The organism is Streptomyces sp. NPDC028305, from assembly GCF_055569495.1.
In genome coordinates this window covers 139,072-156,658 of record NZ_JBVHTN010000001.1, presented here as the reverse complement: position 1 = coordinate 156,658, position 17,587 = coordinate 139,072, and the positions used below count along the sequence as shown (strand labels likewise).

Here is a 17,587-nt window from a genome sequence, read left to right as displayed (position 1 = left end):
GCCCCGCGGAGGTTCAGAGCGCCCGGCCGGCGGGCTTGACCATGCCGCGCACGGTCCGGGAGTCCACGTACTCGCCCATCGCGGTCATCTCCCACTCGCCCGAGAACTGCTTGATGAACTTGGCCATCATCACGCCCGTGCGCGGCTCGGACTGGGTCAGATCGAAGCGGACCAGCTCCTCGCCTGTGCCCGCGTCAAGCAGCCGGCAGTAGGCCTTGGCGACATCGGTGAACTTCTGGCCGGAGAAGGAGTTCACCGTGAAGACCAGGCCGGTGACCTCCGCGGGCAGCCCGCCGAGGTGGACCGTGATGGTCTCGTCGTCGCCTCCGCCCTCGCCCGTGAGGTTGTCGCCGGAGTGCTGGATCGCGCCGTTCAGAATCGCGAGCTTGCCGAAGAAGCAGGCGTCGATCTTCTTGCGGTCCACGCCGAAGGCGATCACGGACGCGTCGAGGTCGATGTCCTTGCCGCGGTAGGCGGGCTCCCAGCCCAGGCCCATTTTGACCGAACTCAGCAGCGGCCGGCCGCCCTTGACCAGCGACACCGTCTGGTTCTTCTGGAGGTTGACGCGGCCCTTGTCGAGGTTGATCTTCCCCGCGCCGGGCGCCGGAGCCGCGGCGGCCGGGGGAGCGGCCGGGGGAGCGGGCGGCGGCGCGGTGGGCATCGGCGGGGGCTGGAAACCGGCGGGCGGGCCGGACGGCGGCGGCGCCTGTACGGGAGCGGGGGCCGGGGCCGCGGCGGGCTCCTCCACCGTCACACCGAAGTCGGTGGCGATGCCCGCCAGCCCGTTGGCATACCCCTGCCCGACCGCGCGGACCTTCCACACCCCATTGCGCCGGTACACCTCGACGACCACGAGCGCGGTCTCGGCGCCCAGCTGGGGCGGGGTGAAGGTGGCGATCACGGCCCCGTCGTCCGCGCCGCGCACGGTGGCCGTCGGCTCGGTGCCCGAGAACGTCGCCCCGGGCGCGTCCAGGCTCGCGGTCACCACGATCTTCTCGATGTCGCCCGGCACGGCGGCGGTGTCGACGGTGATCGTGTCACCCGCCCCGCCCGCGCCGGCGCGGTGGGTCACGCCGGGGCCGGCGGGCTGGTTGTAGAAGATGAAGTCGTCGTCGGAGCGCACCTTGCCGTTGGCGGTGAGCAGCAGGCCCGACACGTCCAGCCGCACCGGGGCGGTGACGTCCACCGCCACGCGCGCGACGGGCAGGGGGAGGTTCGAGCCGGAGGTCATAGCGGTCATGCCCGAGGTAACGAACGTCCCCGCTTTACGGTTCCTTGACCTGCGTCTCGATCCCGATCGCGGAGCAGCCCGTCGGCGGGTGTGGAGGTGCGGTCTCGTGGTCGCGGCGCTCCAGCTCCTCGCGGAGCCGGGCGAGCGAGCGGTGCAGCGTGCTTTTGACCGTTCCGATCGACGTGCCCAGGGCGACGGCCGTCTCCTCGGTGGACATCTGCTCCCAGTGCCGCAGCACGACGACAGTGCGCTGCTTCGGGGTGAGCACCTTCATGACGTCCATCAGCAGGGCTCGGTCGGCGTGCTGCTCGGTGAAGTCCCCGGTACTCGCGTCCGGTAACTGCTCGGTGGGGGACTCCTCCAGCCTCCTGGCCCGCCACCATTCCGTGCGAGTGTTGATCATGACGCGGCGCAGATAGGCGTCGGCGAGCTGCTTGTCCGCTATGCCGTCCCAGCGGTCGTACGTCCGGGCAAGCGCCGTCTGGAGAAGGTCCTGAGCGTCGAGCGGGTCGGGGACCAGGCGCCGGGCGGTGCGCAGCAGAGCGTTGTGCCGCCTTCGTACGTAATCCTCGAATTCCAGCGTCTCGCCAAGGTGCTCGCGCACATTCATGTCGGGTTCCTTTCGAGCGTGCGCGCGGGCGCCCGGCTGTGCCGAGCGCCCGCGTTGGTTCAGGACCGGTGCACGTCAGCTGTGGTCAGATGCCCTTGCCGCAGTGCCAGGAGGTGTCGTGCCAGTTGAGGTTGGCGATGCACACCCGGGACTTGTAGCCCGTGTGGTCCCAGTAGTAGCCGGTGGAGTCCTTGCGGTCCTTGACGATGTGCTGGCCGGAGATCATCTTGTAGGCCCCGCCGTTGTGCTTGCGCTGAAGGATCATGGCGCAGTCGGTGCCGCTCCAGGACTGGACGACGCCCTGGGCGAACCAGTGACCGTTGGTCTTCTTGGTGTTCATCCAGCCCTTGCAGGCGCCCCGCGTGACAACCGAGTCGGGCTCGTATCCGTCGATGTGGACGCCGTGCTGGGCCGACGCGGCGGCCGTCGGCCGGACTGTGCTCACTGCCTGGGCCGGAGCCGCCAGCGCGAGTCCGCCGGCCAGGGCCGCGGTCGCCATCGCCAAGGTGATGCTCTTCTGTGCGTTCACGATCTTGTCCTCTTTCTGTGGGCCAGGCCCCGATGGCTGCTGTCGTGCGAATGCGGTCGTCGTCCACCCCCGTGGGCTGCGTTCGTGATTCGCACGGTGTCGCTGTGGGGCGTTGCGTCTCCGAGTTCACCGGGGTCGGAATTGTTCGGCACCCCTGTTCCGCCACACCGAAAAATGAGGCCAGGGCCTTGGCCGCCACATCCCTGTCGGTCCCGCCCGCGATGATGGCCGCATGACCACCGCACCTGACGCGCTGCACGCCCTGGCCCGCACCCACCTGTCCGCCGAACTCGCCGACCGCTGGATCGCGTTGTCCCGCCCCGCCGCCCACCTCCGGAAGGCCGAGGCCGACGATCCGGTCGTCGGGCGGCTCGGCGGACTGCCCCGGCTGCCCGAGGGGGTGGACTGGCCGGTGTGGGAGGGGTGCGGGCCGCTGGCGTTCGTGGCGGAGGTCGACTGCGCCGCGCTGCCGAGGGAGCAGCTGGACATAGCGCTGCCCGCGGACGGCCGGCTCGCCTTCTTCTACTACGGCGACGAGGACGACGACGCACTTGTCGACACCGCCGATCCGGACACCTGGGTCGGGGCCCGGCTCCTCCACCTCCCGCCCGAGTCCGCCGACGCGCCCGAGCGGCCCGCTCCGGCGGGCCTCACCCCGTATCCGGAGGTGCCGCTGACCGTCCGCGTCGGCCCGAGCGCCCCCGACTTCGACTCGCTCGCGCTGACCGCGGCCTTCGGCGAGGACGAGCTTCCGGACGCGTTCAAGAGGGCGGTGTGGAATGACGAGAGCGGTGTCGCGCATCAGATCGGCGGCCACGCCCAGTCCGTCCAGACCGCCGTGGAGATCGTGGTGGCCCATGGCGCGCTGGGTGGCGAGGTGTCCTGGGAGGACCCGCGGATCGAGAAGGAGGCGGAGGGGTGGGTGCTGCTCGCGCAGCTCGACTCCGACGAGGACGCGGACATGATGTGGGGCGACAGCGGTGCGCTGTACTGGCTGATCCGCCCCGATGACCTCGCCGCGGGCCGTTTCGACAAGGCCATCTTCACCTGGCAGTGCTGTTGAGCTTCGTGGAGTCCGCGGCTGCCGCGTAGTGTCTGTCATGTCTGGGTAATGGGGGAGACATGCGGCGCTTCATCTATGTCTTCCTGGCGTTGTGCGGCCTGATTGCGGGCCTGGGCGTCCAGTCCATGACGCCCGCATTCGCCACGGATGTGTCAGGGGACGCCGGGCCGATCGCCAAGTCGGCCGGTCAGAAGTGGGCGCTCAAGTCGCTGGCGAACGGCAAATATGTCAGCGTTGAGATGAGTGACACCGGCGCGAACGAATGGCGGATGCGCGCGCGAAGCAGCACGGTCGGTTCGTGGGAGCGCTTCACTCTCCATACCAATCACTTCGCGAAGACGATCAGCCTCCGCTCCGAGGCCACCGGCTATTTCGCCACGGCTGAGTTCACCGATGCCGGCGAGCGCGAGGGAATGCTGCGCGCCAGGGGCGCCAATCTCGGGAGCTGGCAGCAGTACGAACCCAGCTGGTCCGCGCCGCCCGCGGGCGCACCGGCGGGTTCGTACGGGGTCACCCTCAAGAGCGTGGCCGACGGCTACGCCGACCGGTATTGGGCCGCGGGCGACGACGGCACCCTGCGCGCCACCGCCGCGAGCCCCGGCACCTGGGGCCGCTTCGTACTGGAGCCGGTCCCCGGCGGGGCCACCCTGCCGTCGGCGGGACCGACGGCCGCGCACAGTCTCAACGTCATGACCTGGAATGTCTGCGCCGACCATAACGCAAACTGCGGATGGTCCGCCGACCGCCCCGGATATGCCGAGTTCAACGAGCAGATCCGGGCCCGGCTCGCGGACCCGGTCGCTCATGAGATGCCGGATGTCATCTTCTTCCAGGAATTCTGCGAAAAATACGCGAAACACGTGGAGGAGATGCTGGAAGAGGCCACCCAGCGCGGATGGGACGTTCGGTTCGCTCCCATCCACAACCGTTTGAACGGGCCGCTCCTCCAGAAGCAGTGCGCCATGGGCCCTGCACCCGACAATGTGGACCGGGGATCCTTCGGCGTCGCCATCGCGGTGCCCGATGAGAACACCTTTTATGAACGCTACGACTTCACTTCCCCGCCCGGTAAGGAACAGCGCACCGCCCTGTGCGCGGCCATCCCCTCACGCGCGGTGATGGCCTGCACCGCCCACCTCAGCGCGGGCAAGGGATATGACGACAACACCGGCGAATGGCGCACCAAGCAGGCGAAAGAGCTGCGGAATCTGGCTGACAAATGGGAGGCGAAAGGATATCGGCCGGTGTTCGGCGGCGACCTGAATGTGGTGCCGCCGGTGCCCGAGGCCACGGAGGGCGAGGGAGGGCCCAGCACGGTGCTGATACCGGTGTACGACCGCTATCTGGAATGCAGCCAGCTGGGCGACCCCGATGCCCCGCGGTCCGGGGCACCGACCTCCAACGCCAACGCCCAGGGCAAGCCCATGCACAAGATCGACTACATCTTCGCGCCCAAGACGGCACGGTTCACCAGGTGCGCGGTGTCCGCGACCTCGGGCAAGTCCGATCACTGGACGCTCTACGGCACGGTGGCGCTCCCGGCCGCTTAGGCAGTGACCACGGCTTCGGTGCACTTCTCGGCGTCTCCCCTGACCACGCACACGCGCATGAGGTAGTTCCGGTCTTCGTCCAGGTCCCCCGTCGCCCAGGGGCTGGTGTAAGGCGAGTTGTGACCCCGAGTCGTGGCCTTGCGCCCGTCGTACGTGAGGACGGCCTCGATTCCGTACCCGTCCGCGTTGTCGTCGTGCACACGCATGGCGTCACCGGGGGCCCCGTTCCGCGGGTCCTGGCGCCACTCCGCGTATCCCGCGCTTACGCCTCCGGACAGATTGACCATGACGTTGCGCCCGTTGTCCAGCCATGTGGGGGTGAAAGAGAACTCGCCCAGGGAGGGGATGGCCGCCGCCGGCTCGGCACTGACGAGCGCGGTGCCGGCGAACACGGCGGCCGTACCGAGGACGACGCCGAGCCTCTTCCTCATGCGGTTCATGCTGCTCCTCCGTCTGCGGTGATTTGAGCGACGCGCTCAATGCTGACGTGAGAAGGCACTGGTGTCCTTAACGCTGCGTCTCCTCTTGCTTGGCGCAGCGTCCACACCCGCCGCACGGGCTCACCAGTTCGGCATCATCTCCTCGGGGTAGCGGGAGCCGGCCGCGCCGCGCGGCAGGATCTCCCGGATGCGGGCCAGGTCCTCGGGCGTGAGGGTGACCTGCGCGGCCGCCACGTTCTCCGCCAGGCGGTGCGGGCTGCGGGTGCCCGGGATCGGCACGATGTCCTCGCCCTGGGCCAGCAGCCAGGCCAGCGCCAGCTGGGTGACCGCGATGCCCTTGGCGTCGGCGAGGGCGGTGAGTTCCCGGACGGCGGCCAGGTTCTTCTCGTAGTTGCCGGGCTGCCAGCGATCGTCCCAGCTGCGCATGTCGTCCGCGGGGTACTCGGCGGCGGGCTTCACCGCGCTGGTGAGGAAGCCACGGCCCAGCGGCGAGTACGGCACGAAGCCGATCCCCAGCTCGCGCACCACCGGCAGCACCTCGACCTCCACGGCCCGCTCGAACACCGAGTACTCGGTCTGGAGCACCGACACCGGGTGCACGGCGTGGGCGCGCCGGATGATGTCGGGGCCCGCCTCGCTCAGCCCGAAGTAGCGCACCTTGCCTTCGGCGATCAGCTCGCCCACCGTCCCGGCCACGTCCTCGACGGGTACGTTCGGGTCGACCCGGTGCTGGTACAGCACGTCGATGCGGTCGGTGTCCAGGTAGCGCAGGCTGTTCTCGGTGACCGTGCGGATGCGTTCCGGGCGGCTGTCCATGGCGTGCCCGACCCTGCTGGGGTCGCTCAGGTCGAAGCCGAACTTGGTGGCGATGACGACCTCGTCGCGGAACCCCTTCACGGCCCGGCCGAGCAGCTGTTCGTTGCTGCCGGTGCCCATGCCGTAAAGCTCGGCGGTGTCGAAGAGGGTGACGCCGAGTTCATGGGCGCGGTGGATGGTGGCGATGCCGCCCTGCTCGTCCCCGGCGCCGTACGCCATCGTCATGCCCATGGTGCCCAGGCCGATCGCCCCGACCTCCAGGCCCTGGGTGCCGAGCCTGCGGTGCGGGAGGGCGGCGGGGTCGGTGGGGTCCGTGGGGTTGCTGTCGTGCTGTGTCATGCCGTCCACGGTAGGAACGCGGCCGCCGGGCGTCATGGGCCACAGATCGCATAGGATTGCCTGATCCTCTCACGAGAAGGGTGTGTCCCATGCTGGACGAGCTCGCCGCGGCCATCGACCGCCACGGGCGGGGCCTGTGGTCCGAGACTCCGGTGCCCCGGCTCCTGGTGGTCGCGGTCGACGAGCCGATCGACCCCGTCGACGTGCGGTACGACCCGATGATCTGCTTCATCGCCGACGGTGCCAAGCGCACTGTCGTGGGAGACCGCAGCTGGGTGACCCCGCCCGGGGAGATGCTCCTGAACACGCTCGACCTGCCCGTCACCGCCGTCTTCGAGAAGCTGCCGTACCGGTCCGTGATCATGCGGCTCGACGGCGCGGTCCTCGCCGAGCTGCTGCTGGAGCTCGACGGGTCAGGGCCGGAATCGCCCTCACCGGCGACCGTCGGCGGGCAGCTCAGCGCGCCGATGTCACCGGAACTCATCGACGCGGTCACCCGCTGGGTCCGGCTCCTCGAAACCCCCGACGACATCCGCCCCCTGGCCGCCCGTATCGAGAGCGAGATCCTCTACCGGCTGCTGCGCAGCCCGCTCGGCCCCGTCCTGCGCCAGTGGTCACTGGCCGACTCCGCCGCGTCCCGAGTGCGCGCGGCGGCCGCATGGATCTTCGCCCACTACGCCGAACCGCTCAGCATCGACCGGATCGCCGCCGTGGCCCACATGAGCCCCGCGACCCTGCACCGGCACTTCAAAGCCGCCACCGGCATGAGCCCGCTCAAGTTCCAGAAACACCTGCGGCTGCGGGAGGCGCGGCGGCGCCTGGTCGCGGGCAACACGACGGCGGCTCAGGCCGCCGAGGCGGTCGGGTACGTCAGCGCGACCCAGTTCAACCGCGAATACCGAAGCGTCTACGGACTGCCCCCCGGCCAGGACGCGGCCCGGCTACGCGCCTCGGTCCGGTCCTAGCCCGCCACCTCGTTGAAGGAAGATGCATGGACCTGCCACCGGTTCCCGCCAGTGTCACCAGCATGGTCATCTCCGGAAAGCTGCCGTCGGAGTTCGGTGCGTTCTTCACCCCTGCCGGAGAGCTGACCGACGAGGCGGACTGGTCCCATGTCGCGTCGGCCGTGGAGGCATATCTGGCGACCGCAGGCGAGGACGAGAACCTGCGAGGTGCCCTGGCGCTCGCCGGGGCGTACGGCTGGCTGGACTCCCTGGACGACGGCGCGGACCCGGACCAGATGGACGAGGACAGCGACCGGGCCATTGCACTGCTGCGGGAAGCCGAAGCCCACGGCATCGACGAGGACGAGACCGATGAGCTGTGGCGGTATGCCGAACACATAGGGAGCCTCGCGGCCGAGCTCAGCGACTACCTCGCGGAAATGGACGCCTATGTGGCCAAGCACGGGGCGACGCCGCAGGGGCGGCTGGACGCGAAGTTGAGGCAGGCGCACGAGCTCTACTCCGCCGGTGAGCGGGCCGCGGCAGTCGCGTTGTTCCGTGAGGTCGCCGAAATCGATCCCTGGGTCAGTGAGTTCAGTGGCTGTTTCGACCGCATCGACATCGGCTGGTGCCGTCTGCTGTACGACGCGGCCCAGGTCGAGGGCCCGGAGGCGGCACGGAAGATCTGGCAGGAAGCCAGGGTGCATCACCGGGCCGCGAGGTTTCCCATCACGATGCACGCCTGGCCATTGGTCGAGATGCTGTTGGGCACGGGGGTGCCGGACATCATCGAGGTGATCATTCACGAGTGGCTGGACGCCGCGATCGAGGACGGAAGGGGGGAAGTGCCGGTGACCGAGGATGAGCACCGCATCTACGAGCTCGCCCTGGCCGAACTCGAAGGATCACCTGGCCGCTAGCGAACGGTTCGGCAGGTGCCGAAGTGTTGGGGCATGATGGAGGCGTGACCGATTCCCCTCCGCCCGCCGCCCGCCTCGCTGCCCTTGCCGCCGCCATGGCTGACGAGACCAGAGCCGCCATGTGTATGGCTCTGCTCGAAGGGCGGGCATGGAGCGCGGGAGAGCTGTCCCGGATCACCGGGGTGACCCCCTCCACCGCGAGCGGGCACCTGACCCGCCTGCTGGACGCCGGTATCTGCGTGACCGAGCGGCAGGGCCGCCACACGTACGTACGGATCGCCGACGCGGAAACCGCGCGCCTCGTCGACTCCCTCGCCTCACACGCCATCCCCGGCCGGGACGCGCCGTACACGGTGCCGGTCGTCGCCGCGTCCGACCCGCTGGCCCGCGCGCGGACCTGCTACGACCACTTCGCGGGGCGGCTCGGCATGGCGATCACCGACGCCATGGCCGAGCGCGGGCTGCTGTACACGGAGGGGGCGTTCGAGCTGACCGACGCGGGGCGGGAGTGGTGTGCCCGCGCGGGCGTCGACCTGGAGTCGGAGTACCGGGGCCGCCGGCCGATCGCCAGCTCCTGCCTGGACTGGACCGAGCGCCGCCGCCATCTGGGTGGAGTGGTCGGCGCCCGGCTGTGCGGCGTGGCGTTGCGCCGGGAGTGGGTGGCGAGGACGGAAGACGGCGGGCGGGCGCTGCGAGTGACGGACGACGGGGAGGCGGCCTTCGGTGAGCTGCTGGGGCTCGCGCCGGACGCCTGGCAGTGATCCGGCGCAACTTTTCACCGTCGAATATTTCGGTGGACACCAAAATGTTCGGCCCTTAGGCTGCGCACATGAGTTCCCGCCTCGCCTCTCCCGGCGTCCTCACGGCCGGCGCCGCCACCTTCTCCGTGCTCGCCTGGGCGTCCGCCTTCGTCTCCATCCGCAGCGCGGGCGCCGCGTACTCCCCGGGCGCGCTCGCACTCGGCCGGTTGCTCGCCGCCTCGCTGGTGCTGTTCGCCCTGGTGGCGATACGCCGCGAGGGGCTGCCGCCCCGGGGCGCCTGGCGCGGCATCCTCGTCTCCGGAGTGGTCTGGTTCGGCGGCTACATGGTCGCCCTGAACTGGGGCGAGCGACTGGTCGACGCCGGTACGGCGGCCCTCCTGGTCAACATCGGACCGATCCTGATGGCCCTCCTCGCGGCCCGGCTGCTCGGCGAAGCGCTGCCGCCACGGCTGCTCGCCGGAATGGCGGTCTCCTTCGGTGGTGCGGTGGTGGTCGGCCTGTCGACCTCGTCCGGCCACGAGGGCGGCACCTCGGTGCTCGGCGTGGCGCTGTGCCTCCTCGCGGCCATGGCGTACGCGACCGGCGTGGTCGCCCAGAAGCCCGCGCTCGGGTACGGGACTCCGCTCCAGATCACGGCGTACGGCTGCCTCGTCGGTACGGTGGCCTGCCTCCCCTTCGCCGGGCAACTGGCCACCGAACTGCCGGACGCCCCCACCTCCGCGACGCTCAACATGCTCTACCTCGGCGTGGTGCCCACCGCCCTCGCCTTCACCACCTGGACCTACGCCCTCGCCCGCATGCCCGCCAGCCGACTGGGCGCGACGACCTACGCCGTCCCGGCCATCGTGGTCCTGCTGAGCTGGGCGTTCCTCGACGAGGTGCCCGCGTGGCTGACCCTCCTCGGTGGCGCGCTGTGCCTGACCGGCGTGGCCGTCTCCCGCTCCCGCCCCCGTCCGTCCCGCGCGTCTGCTCCTGCTCCGCAGGCCACCGAGTCCGGGCCCGAGCCCGCCCCCGCCGACGTGCAGTGACTTTGTGGTGAGTATGAGACACCGACACGCCGTGGCATCGGCGTGTCGTCGTCTCATACTCACCACAAACCCGGTATCAGCAGGAGTCCGGCGGCTTGGTGCCGGTCGAGACCTCGGCCCACACGGTCTTCCCGGGCGCGTCGCCTGGCCGGGGCTCGACGGCCCAGCGCTCGGCGAGCTGCGAGACGAGGTACAGGCCACGGCCGGTTTCCGCGTCCAGGGCGGCGGTTCCGAGCGCAGGCTGCTTCTCGGCGCGGGTGTCCGACACCTCGATCCGGATCACGGGCTTGGGGCTGGTGGGCGGCACGGTCACGCGTACGTGGAAGTCGCGCCCGGGGACGCGGCCGTGGCGTACGGCGTTGGCGGCCAGCTCGCTCGTGATGAGGGTGGCGGTCTCGTTGGGGCCGGAATCGTACGGGTAGCCCCACGCGGCGAGCCGGTGCGATACGAGCCGCCGGGCGAGGCGCGCGCCGCGTGGAGTCGCGGTGAAGCGCATGGCGAACTCGCCTGGTGCCGGAGGGAACTGTTCCGGGCGTGTACCTCGTGAGGGGGCATTTTCGGTCGTCATGGGAGCCAGCCTTGTGCGCTTGTGCCTAGCCTGACCAGGAAGCGCGCGTGTACGGACAGTGCCTGTACGAACACGCGAAGTGTGATGGGAGGGGTGTGACATGGCAGGTACGGAGCGGTCCGCGTTCCTGAGGGGCTTCGGTAAGCAGCTGAAGCTGTTCCGGGAACGCGCCGGGCTCACTCGGGCGGAATTGGGGTCGCTTATCGGGTACAGCGTGGACCAGGTGGCGTCGGTCGAGTGCGGGCGGCGTATCCCCAAGCCGGAGCTGGTCGACAAGGCCGATGAGGTGCTGGACGCCGGAGGCGTGCTGACGGCGATGAAGGAGGAGCTGGCGCAGGCGCGGTATCCGGCGTTCTTCCGCGATGCGGCGCGGTTGGAGGCGGTGGCGGCTGAGGTGCAGATTTACGCACATCTGGCCGTGCCCGGGTTGTTGCAGACGGAGGACTACGCGCGAGCCGTACTCGGGATGCGGCGTCCACTGCTGGATGAAGAGATCGTCGAACAGCGTGTAGCCGCGAGGATGGAGCGGCAGGCGATTTTCGGCGCACGACCGGCGCCCCTCTTGGGCTTCGTTGTCGAGGAGTCCGTTCTGCGGCGGCCGATTGGCGGTGTGCAGGTACTGCGTGGGCAGTTGGAACACCTGCTCCTGGTCGGGGAGAGGCGCAACGTGGAAGTCCAGGTGATGCCTCTGGGGCGGGAAGACAGCGCTGGCCTGGACGGGCCGTTCACCCTGATGACTCCCAGGGGCGGCGAGCAACTTGCGTATCTTGAGGGTCAGGGGCGCAGCGCTCTGCTCACTGACCGGGAAGATGTCCACATCATCGCCGCCCGATATGGGATCATCCGGGCCCAGGCTCTCAACCCACGAGAGTCGTCCATCTTCATCGAGAAGTTGCTGGGGGAGCTATGAGCGGAGACATACGCGAGTTGGTCTGGTTCAAGAGCAGCTACAGCGGCAGCGAGGGCGGCGAGTGCGTCGAGGTCGCCACCCGCCCCGACACCGTCCACGTCCGGGACAGCAAGAACACCACCGGCCCGATCCTGGCCGTCACCCCCGACGCGTGGACCCAGTTCGTAGGGTTCGCCGCACACCGCTAAAACTCGTCCGAGAGACGGCGCGGGCCACCGCTGACGCGGGGCCCGCGCCGACGGGTTCTGAAGGTGCTGCCCGGCTCATTTACAGGACTTGACCATTCGCATATTGGTGATCTTGACCAGCGGAATCACAGCCAGTTCATGGCTTCCGGGGCTCTTGAGCCTGAGGTAGCCGCCATCCGCCGACCGCAGCGTTCCGCAACTGGACCGTCCCTGGTGACGCACCTTCAGGTAGGCAGGCTTCTGTTCTTTGGCGTCGGCGGCGGGCGCCCACCAGGTGACCACGATGCCGGCGAGTAGGAGGGCCAGCGCGACGGCAACGAGGTACTGCGCGCGCCGGACGCGGGTGGCGGCCGCGTTGGCCAGGGCGACCTGGTATGCGGCGACGGAACTGTATGCGCGATGAATGGCAGCCAGCGTGGTCGCTCTGGGCCGAGTACCGGCCTGAGCCGCGAGCGCCTGCCACAGCCCGAGGATCGCGGCGAGCAGCCCGCCGCCGATGAGCAGGGTGACAGCCATCCGCCATCCTGTGGACAAGACACCTGTCGTATCGCGCCCCTTGATCACGATGCCCGTGGTAACCAGGGTGACGAAGGCTGAGAGCCCGTTTCTCCAGGTCTCGGCGCTTGCGCGGACCACGTCCAGGGACGTGGCCGACATGGCGGCAAAGGCGTCCCGCTCGGCGAGGTCGGAGGCTGATGGGCTGCTTGTCGGCCGCCTGGGCCGGTACGCGGTCATGTCTGTCCCTGATGAGCGGCTGGGTCGCTTTCGGCTTCCAGCTCCACCCGGAAGCTGACTCCGCAACCCATCGACCCCTCAGGGGCGTTGGGGTGCTGCACACCGCAGTGACACGTGACATCGACGACCACAAAGGGCGGTTCCCCGCCCGAAGACTCCTCGGCGGCCGTGCCGCGGGACGTGATGAAGTCGCTGACCGCTGTCAGGACTTGCCTGTCGTCCAGCAGCCCCGCGCACCGAGGACAACTTCCCCAAACCCGGGAGCTCAGCACGCCTCCGGCGAAACTGATCTCGGCGTGGAGGAGGTCCTGCTGCAACAGGTCGTAGGCCTTGTCGGTCCATACGAAGTCCGAGGATCGTTCCCAAGGTTCACTGCTCTTGTGCTCAGACGTCGGCATCCTGTGATCGCCCCCAACTGACTTGCCGTCCGTTCGTGTGCAACCTGGCACCGGTAGAGTAGATGCCGTGCGCGAGCGGCTCATTACGGCGCTTCTCTCCCGGGCGGCGCAGTTCAGGGATCGGGGGGATACGTCGGCGCTGTTCGATGATGCGGCGCTGGACGAGGCGAATGAGCTCGAGGCGCTCATGATCCGGGACGGTGGCTCAGGCCAACGCATCGTCTCCTTCGAGGCGCTTGACGCGCTCGTGGAGTTCTATATGACGCGGCACGCTTCCCGTTCGGACAGCGATTCGTACGCCGACCTCGGCCATGGGGTGAGGCTACTTCTGCTCAGGGCTGAGCTGGATCCGGCTGGCGCGCCGGCGGAATTCTACGAGGCCGTCGCCACCCTCGACCGACGGGCCGCCGAGACACGCGACAAGGCAAGGCGGCTGTACCAGGAGTACGAGCGAACGCGGGACATCAAGACCCTCGACGAGACCGTGACGTGTTTCCGCCGTGCCCTCGAACTCTCGATCAGTGGACTCGATGTGCCGGGCCTGCCGCTGGCCCAGCTTGCCGGCGTTCTGTGGACCCGGTTCCGACACACCGGGCAGTCGCACGATCTTGACGAGGCCATTGAGCTCCGTCAGCTTTCGCTCGAGTCCACGGCCAAGGAGAATCCGGAGCTGTCTCGCCGTCTGACGTTGCTGTGCGAGTCGCTGTTGTCCCGCTACGAACATGGCGGTGCGCTGACCGATCTGGAGCAGGCCGTGCTCGCCGGACGCCAGGCGGTGGTCGAAACGCAGCCCGGACATCGTCACCGGGCGTCCCGGATGAATCGTCTGGCGTCGGCATTGTTCCTTCGCTACGAGCGCACGGACACCCTGTCCGACCTTGATGAGGCAATAGAGCTGGGCCTGACTGCCTTCGAAGCAGCGAGTCCCGAGGACCCTGACCTCGGCCGCTACACGACCACACTGAGAGAGTGCTTACTGACGCGCTACGACCTGCTGGGAGACACCGCCGATCTGGACACTTCCGTTGAGATCATGGAGAGGGTGCTTGCCGAAGCCCCCGACACCCGCCGAGCGCGGTTTCTGACCCAGCTCGGGGCGGCCCTGTACTTCCGATACGAGCGGACTGGGGATCCGTCGGATATCGACAGGGCCATCCGTGTCGAGGAGGAGGCCTTGGCCGCGATTGCGGAGCGCGACGACGATCGGGGACGCATTTTGGGAAATCTCGCAGCCTCATACCGAGTCAGGTACGAACTGCGCAGGTCACCTGAGGATCTCGAAGCAGCCATTCGACTTGGCACCGAGGCGGTCTCCGCCCCAGAGGACAACCCATTCGCCTTGTCCGGCCTCAGCCTGGCCCTCATTTTGAGGTTCGAGCACACTTGGGAACCGGCGGACCTGGACCGTGCCATCCGACTGGCGACCGAGGCGGTCGCGGCGTACCCGCCTGGCTCACCGGGGCCCTACCGTGCCATGGCCATATCTCACCTCATCCAGGCCCTGCTGACTCGTCTGCGGCAGGGCTTCGGTACGGAGGGCCTCGACGAGGTGATCACGTGGGCGCGTGAGGCCGTGGCGGCGGCGCCGCGCAACCACCCCGACGTGGGGCTCCATCAATCAATGCTCGCTGATCTGCTGCTGAGCCGCTTCCGACGCGAGGAATCACCAGCAGACCTCAAGGAAGCCATCGACGCCGCCGAACAGGCCGTAGCCGTCACGTCCAAGACGCATCGTTGGTACTGGGAACTTCTGGGGCGTCTCGCCGAGGTGCTCGGCGTCGGTGTCGATGTCCTCGAGCGGGAAGAGAGTTCGGACCTTGATCGTGCCGTGGCCCTCACCCGGGAGGCTGTCGCAGCGGCGCGCGGCGACGACATCGGGCTTTCAAGGGCTTGGCAGAGCCTCGGTGAAGCCCTGAGGCATCGATACCAGCACGAGCGCGACCCCGCCGATCTACGCGAGGCCATCAGGTGCTGCCGCCACGCTGCGGACATTACCGTCGCCACGCTGCCGGACCGCATCAAAAGCTGCGCTACCTGGGGACGGGCCGCTGTCGCACTCGGCGACTACGTTCTCGCGGCAGAGGGGTATGGCCGGGCCGTGCTTCTCCTGCCACAACTGGCGTGGCACGGACTCAGCGGCAGGGCACGAGAGAATCATTTGACCGAATGGTCTGGGCTCGCTTCCGCTGCGGCTGCCTGCTGCATACTGGCCGGCGAGCCGGAGCGTGCCGTCGAGATTCTCGAACAGGGCCGGACGATCATCCAGAACCAGTCGCTCCACACCCGGGGTGACCTGACGGATCTGGAGAAGAAGGCTCCAACGCTGGCAGCCGACCTGATGCGCGTACGCCAGCTGTTGGACGCCCGACAGCCTTTTGCGAGTACCAACTCGGCCCAAACACACAAGGACAGCGCACTGTCTCCGTTACCACACGAACTATTGGCGCAGGAGCGTGCCGAGCTGTGTCGTGAATGGGATGATCTCGTCGCTCAAGTTCGCCGTCTGGAAGGGTTCGAGCGTTTTCTGGCCCCGGTGCCGTTCGACGAACTGAGACGTGCGGCTACCCGGGGGGCGGTCGTTATCATCAACGTGAGCGAGATCGCCTGCCACGCTCTCTTGCTCAGAGACGCTACCGCGCCGGTCGAGGTCATCGACCTGCCGGACCTTGCTCAGGCCGATGTGGCGGGGCAGGTGGTGGCGTTCCTCAACGTACTGCTCTCACGACGTGAGCAGCGCAGGCGTCCCTTTCTGCGCCGGGAAGCCGACCGTCATGCTGTGCACGACGTGCTGGACTGGTTGTGGGATCGGATAGCGGGGCCGGTGCTGGACCACCTCGGCCCCTCGGACACCGCGGACGGGCTGCCGCCGCGCGTGTGGTGGTGTCCCACTGGCCGGCTTGCTCTGCTGCCGCTGCACGCCGCCGGACACCACCCTCGGCATCGTTCCGCCTCCGCCGAGGCAGCCCGGGTGGCCGGGGTTCGTGCTGTGCCCGATCTTGTCGTCTCCTCGTATACGCCGACACTCACGGCCCTGCGTCGCGCCCACGATGATCAGCAGGAAAGCCCGCCATTCGACGGGTTGTTGGCCATTGGCATGCCGGAAACTCCGGGTCAGCCGTCGCTGCCGGGAGTGGAGCGTGAACTGGGTGAACTCCACGCCCGCCTCCCGAAGGTCTCGATCACGCCCCCACTGATTGGGCGGAGGGCCACACGCGAGGCGGTACTGCAAGCTCTGGGCCAGAGTCCGTGGGTCCACTTTGCCTGCCATGCCGAGCAGAACCTCATGGACGCGTCGCAGAGTTCTTTCCTGCTGTACGACGGGCGGCTCACTCTGGCTGAACTCCACGGGCTGCATCTACCGCACGCCGAACTGGCGTATTTGTCAGCGTGTGACACAGCCGCCGGAGGTGTGAACGTGCCCGACGAGGCGATGCACCTGGCCGCGACGATGCAGTTGGCCGGGTACCGGCATGTGATCGCGACGATGTGGAGCATCTACGACAGCTCGGCCCCGGATGTGGCTACCGCCGTCTATGCCGCTCTCCACCGCGACGGTCGCCCGGATGCCCGCAACGCCGCTCGCGCACTTCATAATTCTGTGGCCGCGCTTCGTCTGAACGACCCGACAGATCCGTTGCGATGGGCCGCGTATGTGCACGTAGGCCCATGATCTTGGGGATTTCACAGGCCAGTGCGGGTTGTGCGGGGCGTGTGCGGCAACTGGTCGGCGTCAGCCGAGCGTGAGCCACTGGATACCGAGCCGCTCGACCCGCGCGGTCTCCGCCGCGTCGAGCGCCGCGCGACCCGTGGCCTTGCGCAGGAAGGTGGGCTCGTCCCAGCCCAGTGCACGTACGGCGTCCAACTGGCCGGGCCCGAGCAGAAGGTGCCGCACAACCATCCCGGCCTCCGCAGTCAGCCACGGTTCGCATCCCAGCGCATCCGCCACGTCCAGGCCGTGAACCGCGACCTCCACCACCCGGGTGATCAGGAACTCCGAGAGCAGCATCGCGTCGCCGTGGCGCGTCCGCACGACACGGTTTTCCGGTTGGTCCCGGCACAACCGGTCCACCCGCTGCCACGTTGCGGCGAAGTCGTCGGCGAGAGCGGCGCCGTTGGCGTGCTCTGCCGCGTGGTTGCGGGCCAGGTCGATGCGGGTGGCGTTCGTCTGCGGGCTGAACCGATCGTCCGGCCTGTAATACCCCACCGCAGTGACCTCGGCGCTGTCCGGAGCCGGGCTGTCCAGCATCTGCGGAAGCCAGGCGATCACGATCCGCACATGCCCCAGCAACTCGCGAACGGACCAGGGCTCACACCGTGTTGGGCGATCCCACTCGGCCTCCGACAGACCGGCAACAGCCTTCGTGAGTTCCCCGGCTTCGAGGCGGAACGCTTCCAGCACCTGGTTCTGATCCATGCCGGTCAAGCTCACGACAAAAGGCAAGGAGAACACTCTCCCCGCCACTATCAACCTATAGCTCATGGGGGGCCTTGCGGCAAGGCCCCGGTCGTGGCGCAGAATCCTCGGCCGAGGCCAGAACGTTCCATCTCATGGCATGG

The 17,587-nt window shown here is 68.5% G+C and carries 17 protein-coding genes; 9 read left to right on the top strand and 8 right to left on the bottom strand.

Annotated elements, in window-relative coordinates; genetic code table 11:
• Positions 1 to 13: 13 nt before the first annotated feature.
• The 3 genes from ACZ4WQ_RS00725 to ACZ4WQ_RS00715 form a co-directional block, all read right to left on the bottom strand.
• On the bottom strand, positions 14 to 1,240 hold the full coding sequence (locus ACZ4WQ_RS00725; protein ID WP_311724927.1) for a TerD family protein: 1,227 nt from the start codon (positions 1,238 to 1,240) through the stop codon (positions 14 to 16).
• Positions 1,241 to 1,265: 25 nt separating this feature from the next.
• Entirely contained in the window at positions 1,266 to 1,841 is a 576-nt protein-coding gene (locus ACZ4WQ_RS00720; RefSeq protein WP_398370301.1) for a SigE family RNA polymerase sigma factor, read from the bottom strand.
• Between the two features lie 85 nt (positions 1,842 to 1,926).
• A complete protein-coding gene (locus ACZ4WQ_RS00715; RefSeq protein ID WP_398370303.1) occupies positions 1,927 to 2,370 on the bottom strand; it encodes a hypothetical protein in 444 nt (147 codons plus the stop codon).
• Positions 2,371 to 2,602: 232 nt separating this feature from the next.
• Between ACZ4WQ_RS00715 and ACZ4WQ_RS00710 the strand changes: the two genes are divergently transcribed.
• The gene (locus tag ACZ4WQ_RS00710) at positions 2,603 to 3,433 is read left to right on the top strand and encodes a YwqG family protein (RefSeq protein ID WP_398370305.1); all 831 of its coding nucleotides are present in this window, start codon (positions 2,603 to 2,605) and stop codon (positions 3,431 to 3,433) included.
• A gap of 59 nt (positions 3,434 to 3,492) precedes the next feature.
• Positions 3,493 to 4,983, top strand: a complete 1,491-nt coding sequence (locus ACZ4WQ_RS00705; protein ID WP_398370307.1) for an endonuclease/exonuclease/phosphatase family protein — start codon at positions 3,493 to 3,495, stop codon at positions 4,981 to 4,983.
• Here ACZ4WQ_RS00705 and ACZ4WQ_RS00700 read toward each other — a convergent pair.
• Positions 4,980 to 5,423 (bottom strand): hypothetical protein, encoded by a 444-nt coding sequence (locus tag ACZ4WQ_RS00700; protein ID WP_311724932.1) that lies wholly within the window; start codon positions 5,421 to 5,423, stop codon positions 4,980 to 4,982. The genes ACZ4WQ_RS00705 and ACZ4WQ_RS00700 overlap by 4 nt on opposite strands.
• A 120-nt stretch (positions 5,424 to 5,543) precedes the next feature.
• The gene (locus tag ACZ4WQ_RS00695; protein WP_311724933.1) at positions 5,544 to 6,578 is read right to left on the bottom strand and encodes an aldo/keto reductase; all 1,035 of its coding nucleotides are present in this window, start codon (positions 6,576 to 6,578) and stop codon (positions 5,544 to 5,546) included.
• An 89-nt stretch (positions 6,579 to 6,667) separates the two neighbouring features.
• On the opposite strand from ACZ4WQ_RS00695, the gene ACZ4WQ_RS00690 reads away from it, so the two are divergent.
• From ACZ4WQ_RS00690 to ACZ4WQ_RS00675, 4 genes are all read left to right on the top strand, one after another.
• Positions 6,668 to 7,543, top strand: coding sequence for an AraC family transcriptional regulator (locus ACZ4WQ_RS00690; protein WP_398370310.1), 876 nt, complete (start codon positions 6,668 to 6,670; stop codon positions 7,541 to 7,543).
• 26 nt (positions 7,544 to 7,569) lie between these two features.
• Positions 7,570 to 8,442, top strand: a complete 873-nt coding sequence (locus ACZ4WQ_RS00685) for a hypothetical protein (RefSeq protein ID WP_398370314.1) — start codon at positions 7,570 to 7,572, stop codon at positions 8,440 to 8,442.
• A 95-nt stretch (positions 8,443 to 8,537) separates the two neighbouring features.
• Positions 8,538 to 9,203, top strand: a complete 666-nt coding sequence (locus tag ACZ4WQ_RS00680) for an ArsR/SmtB family transcription factor (RefSeq protein WP_398370550.1) — start codon at positions 8,538 to 8,540, stop codon at positions 9,201 to 9,203.
• Between the two features lie 68 nt (positions 9,204 to 9,271).
• Positions 9,272 to 10,231 (top strand): DMT family transporter, encoded by a 960-nt coding sequence (locus ACZ4WQ_RS00675; RefSeq protein ID WP_398370316.1) that lies wholly within the window; start codon positions 9,272 to 9,274, stop codon positions 10,229 to 10,231.
• A 76-nt stretch (positions 10,232 to 10,307) separates the two neighbouring features.
• Here the strand turns inward: ACZ4WQ_RS00675 and ACZ4WQ_RS00670 are convergent, their stop codons facing one another.
• Complete coding sequence (locus tag ACZ4WQ_RS00670) at positions 10,308 to 10,727, bottom strand: ATP-binding protein (RefSeq protein ID WP_361183648.1); 420 nt, start codon at positions 10,725 to 10,727, stop codon at positions 10,308 to 10,310.
• A gap of 172 nt (positions 10,728 to 10,899) precedes the next feature.
• Here ACZ4WQ_RS00670 and ACZ4WQ_RS00665 point away from each other — a divergent pair, with 172 nt between their 5' ends.
• Together ACZ4WQ_RS00665 and ACZ4WQ_RS00660 are read left to right on the top strand one after the other, a co-directional pair.
• On the top strand, positions 10,900 to 11,709 hold the full coding sequence (locus ACZ4WQ_RS00665; RefSeq protein WP_385339537.1) for a helix-turn-helix domain-containing protein: 810 nt from the start codon (positions 10,900 to 10,902) through the stop codon (positions 11,707 to 11,709).
• Complete coding sequence (locus ACZ4WQ_RS00660) at positions 11,706 to 11,897, top strand: DUF397 domain-containing protein (RefSeq protein ID WP_385339540.1); 192 nt, start codon at positions 11,706 to 11,708, stop codon at positions 11,895 to 11,897. The genes ACZ4WQ_RS00665 and ACZ4WQ_RS00660 overlap by 4 nt, the downstream gene beginning before the upstream one ends.
• 75 nt (positions 11,898 to 11,972) lie before the next feature.
• On the opposite strand, the gene ACZ4WQ_RS00655 is transcribed toward ACZ4WQ_RS00660, so the two are convergent.
• Entirely contained in the window at positions 11,973 to 12,632 is a 660-nt protein-coding gene (locus ACZ4WQ_RS00655) for a hypothetical protein (RefSeq protein ID WP_398370319.1), read from the bottom strand.
• A 465-nt stretch (positions 12,633 to 13,097) separates the two neighbouring features.
• On the opposite strand from ACZ4WQ_RS00655, the gene ACZ4WQ_RS00650 reads away from it, so the two are divergent.
• Positions 13,098 to 16,700 (top strand): CHAT domain-containing protein, encoded by a 3,603-nt coding sequence (locus ACZ4WQ_RS00650; RefSeq protein WP_398370321.1) that lies wholly within the window; start codon positions 13,098 to 13,100, stop codon positions 16,698 to 16,700.
• 60 nt (positions 16,701 to 16,760) lie between these two features.
• Here the strand turns inward: ACZ4WQ_RS00650 and ACZ4WQ_RS00645 are convergent, their stop codons facing one another.
• Entirely contained in the window at positions 16,761 to 17,444 is a 684-nt protein-coding gene (locus tag ACZ4WQ_RS00645; RefSeq protein WP_398370323.1) for a maleylpyruvate isomerase N-terminal domain-containing protein, read from the bottom strand.
• Positions 17,445 to 17,587 lie beyond the last annotated feature (143 nt).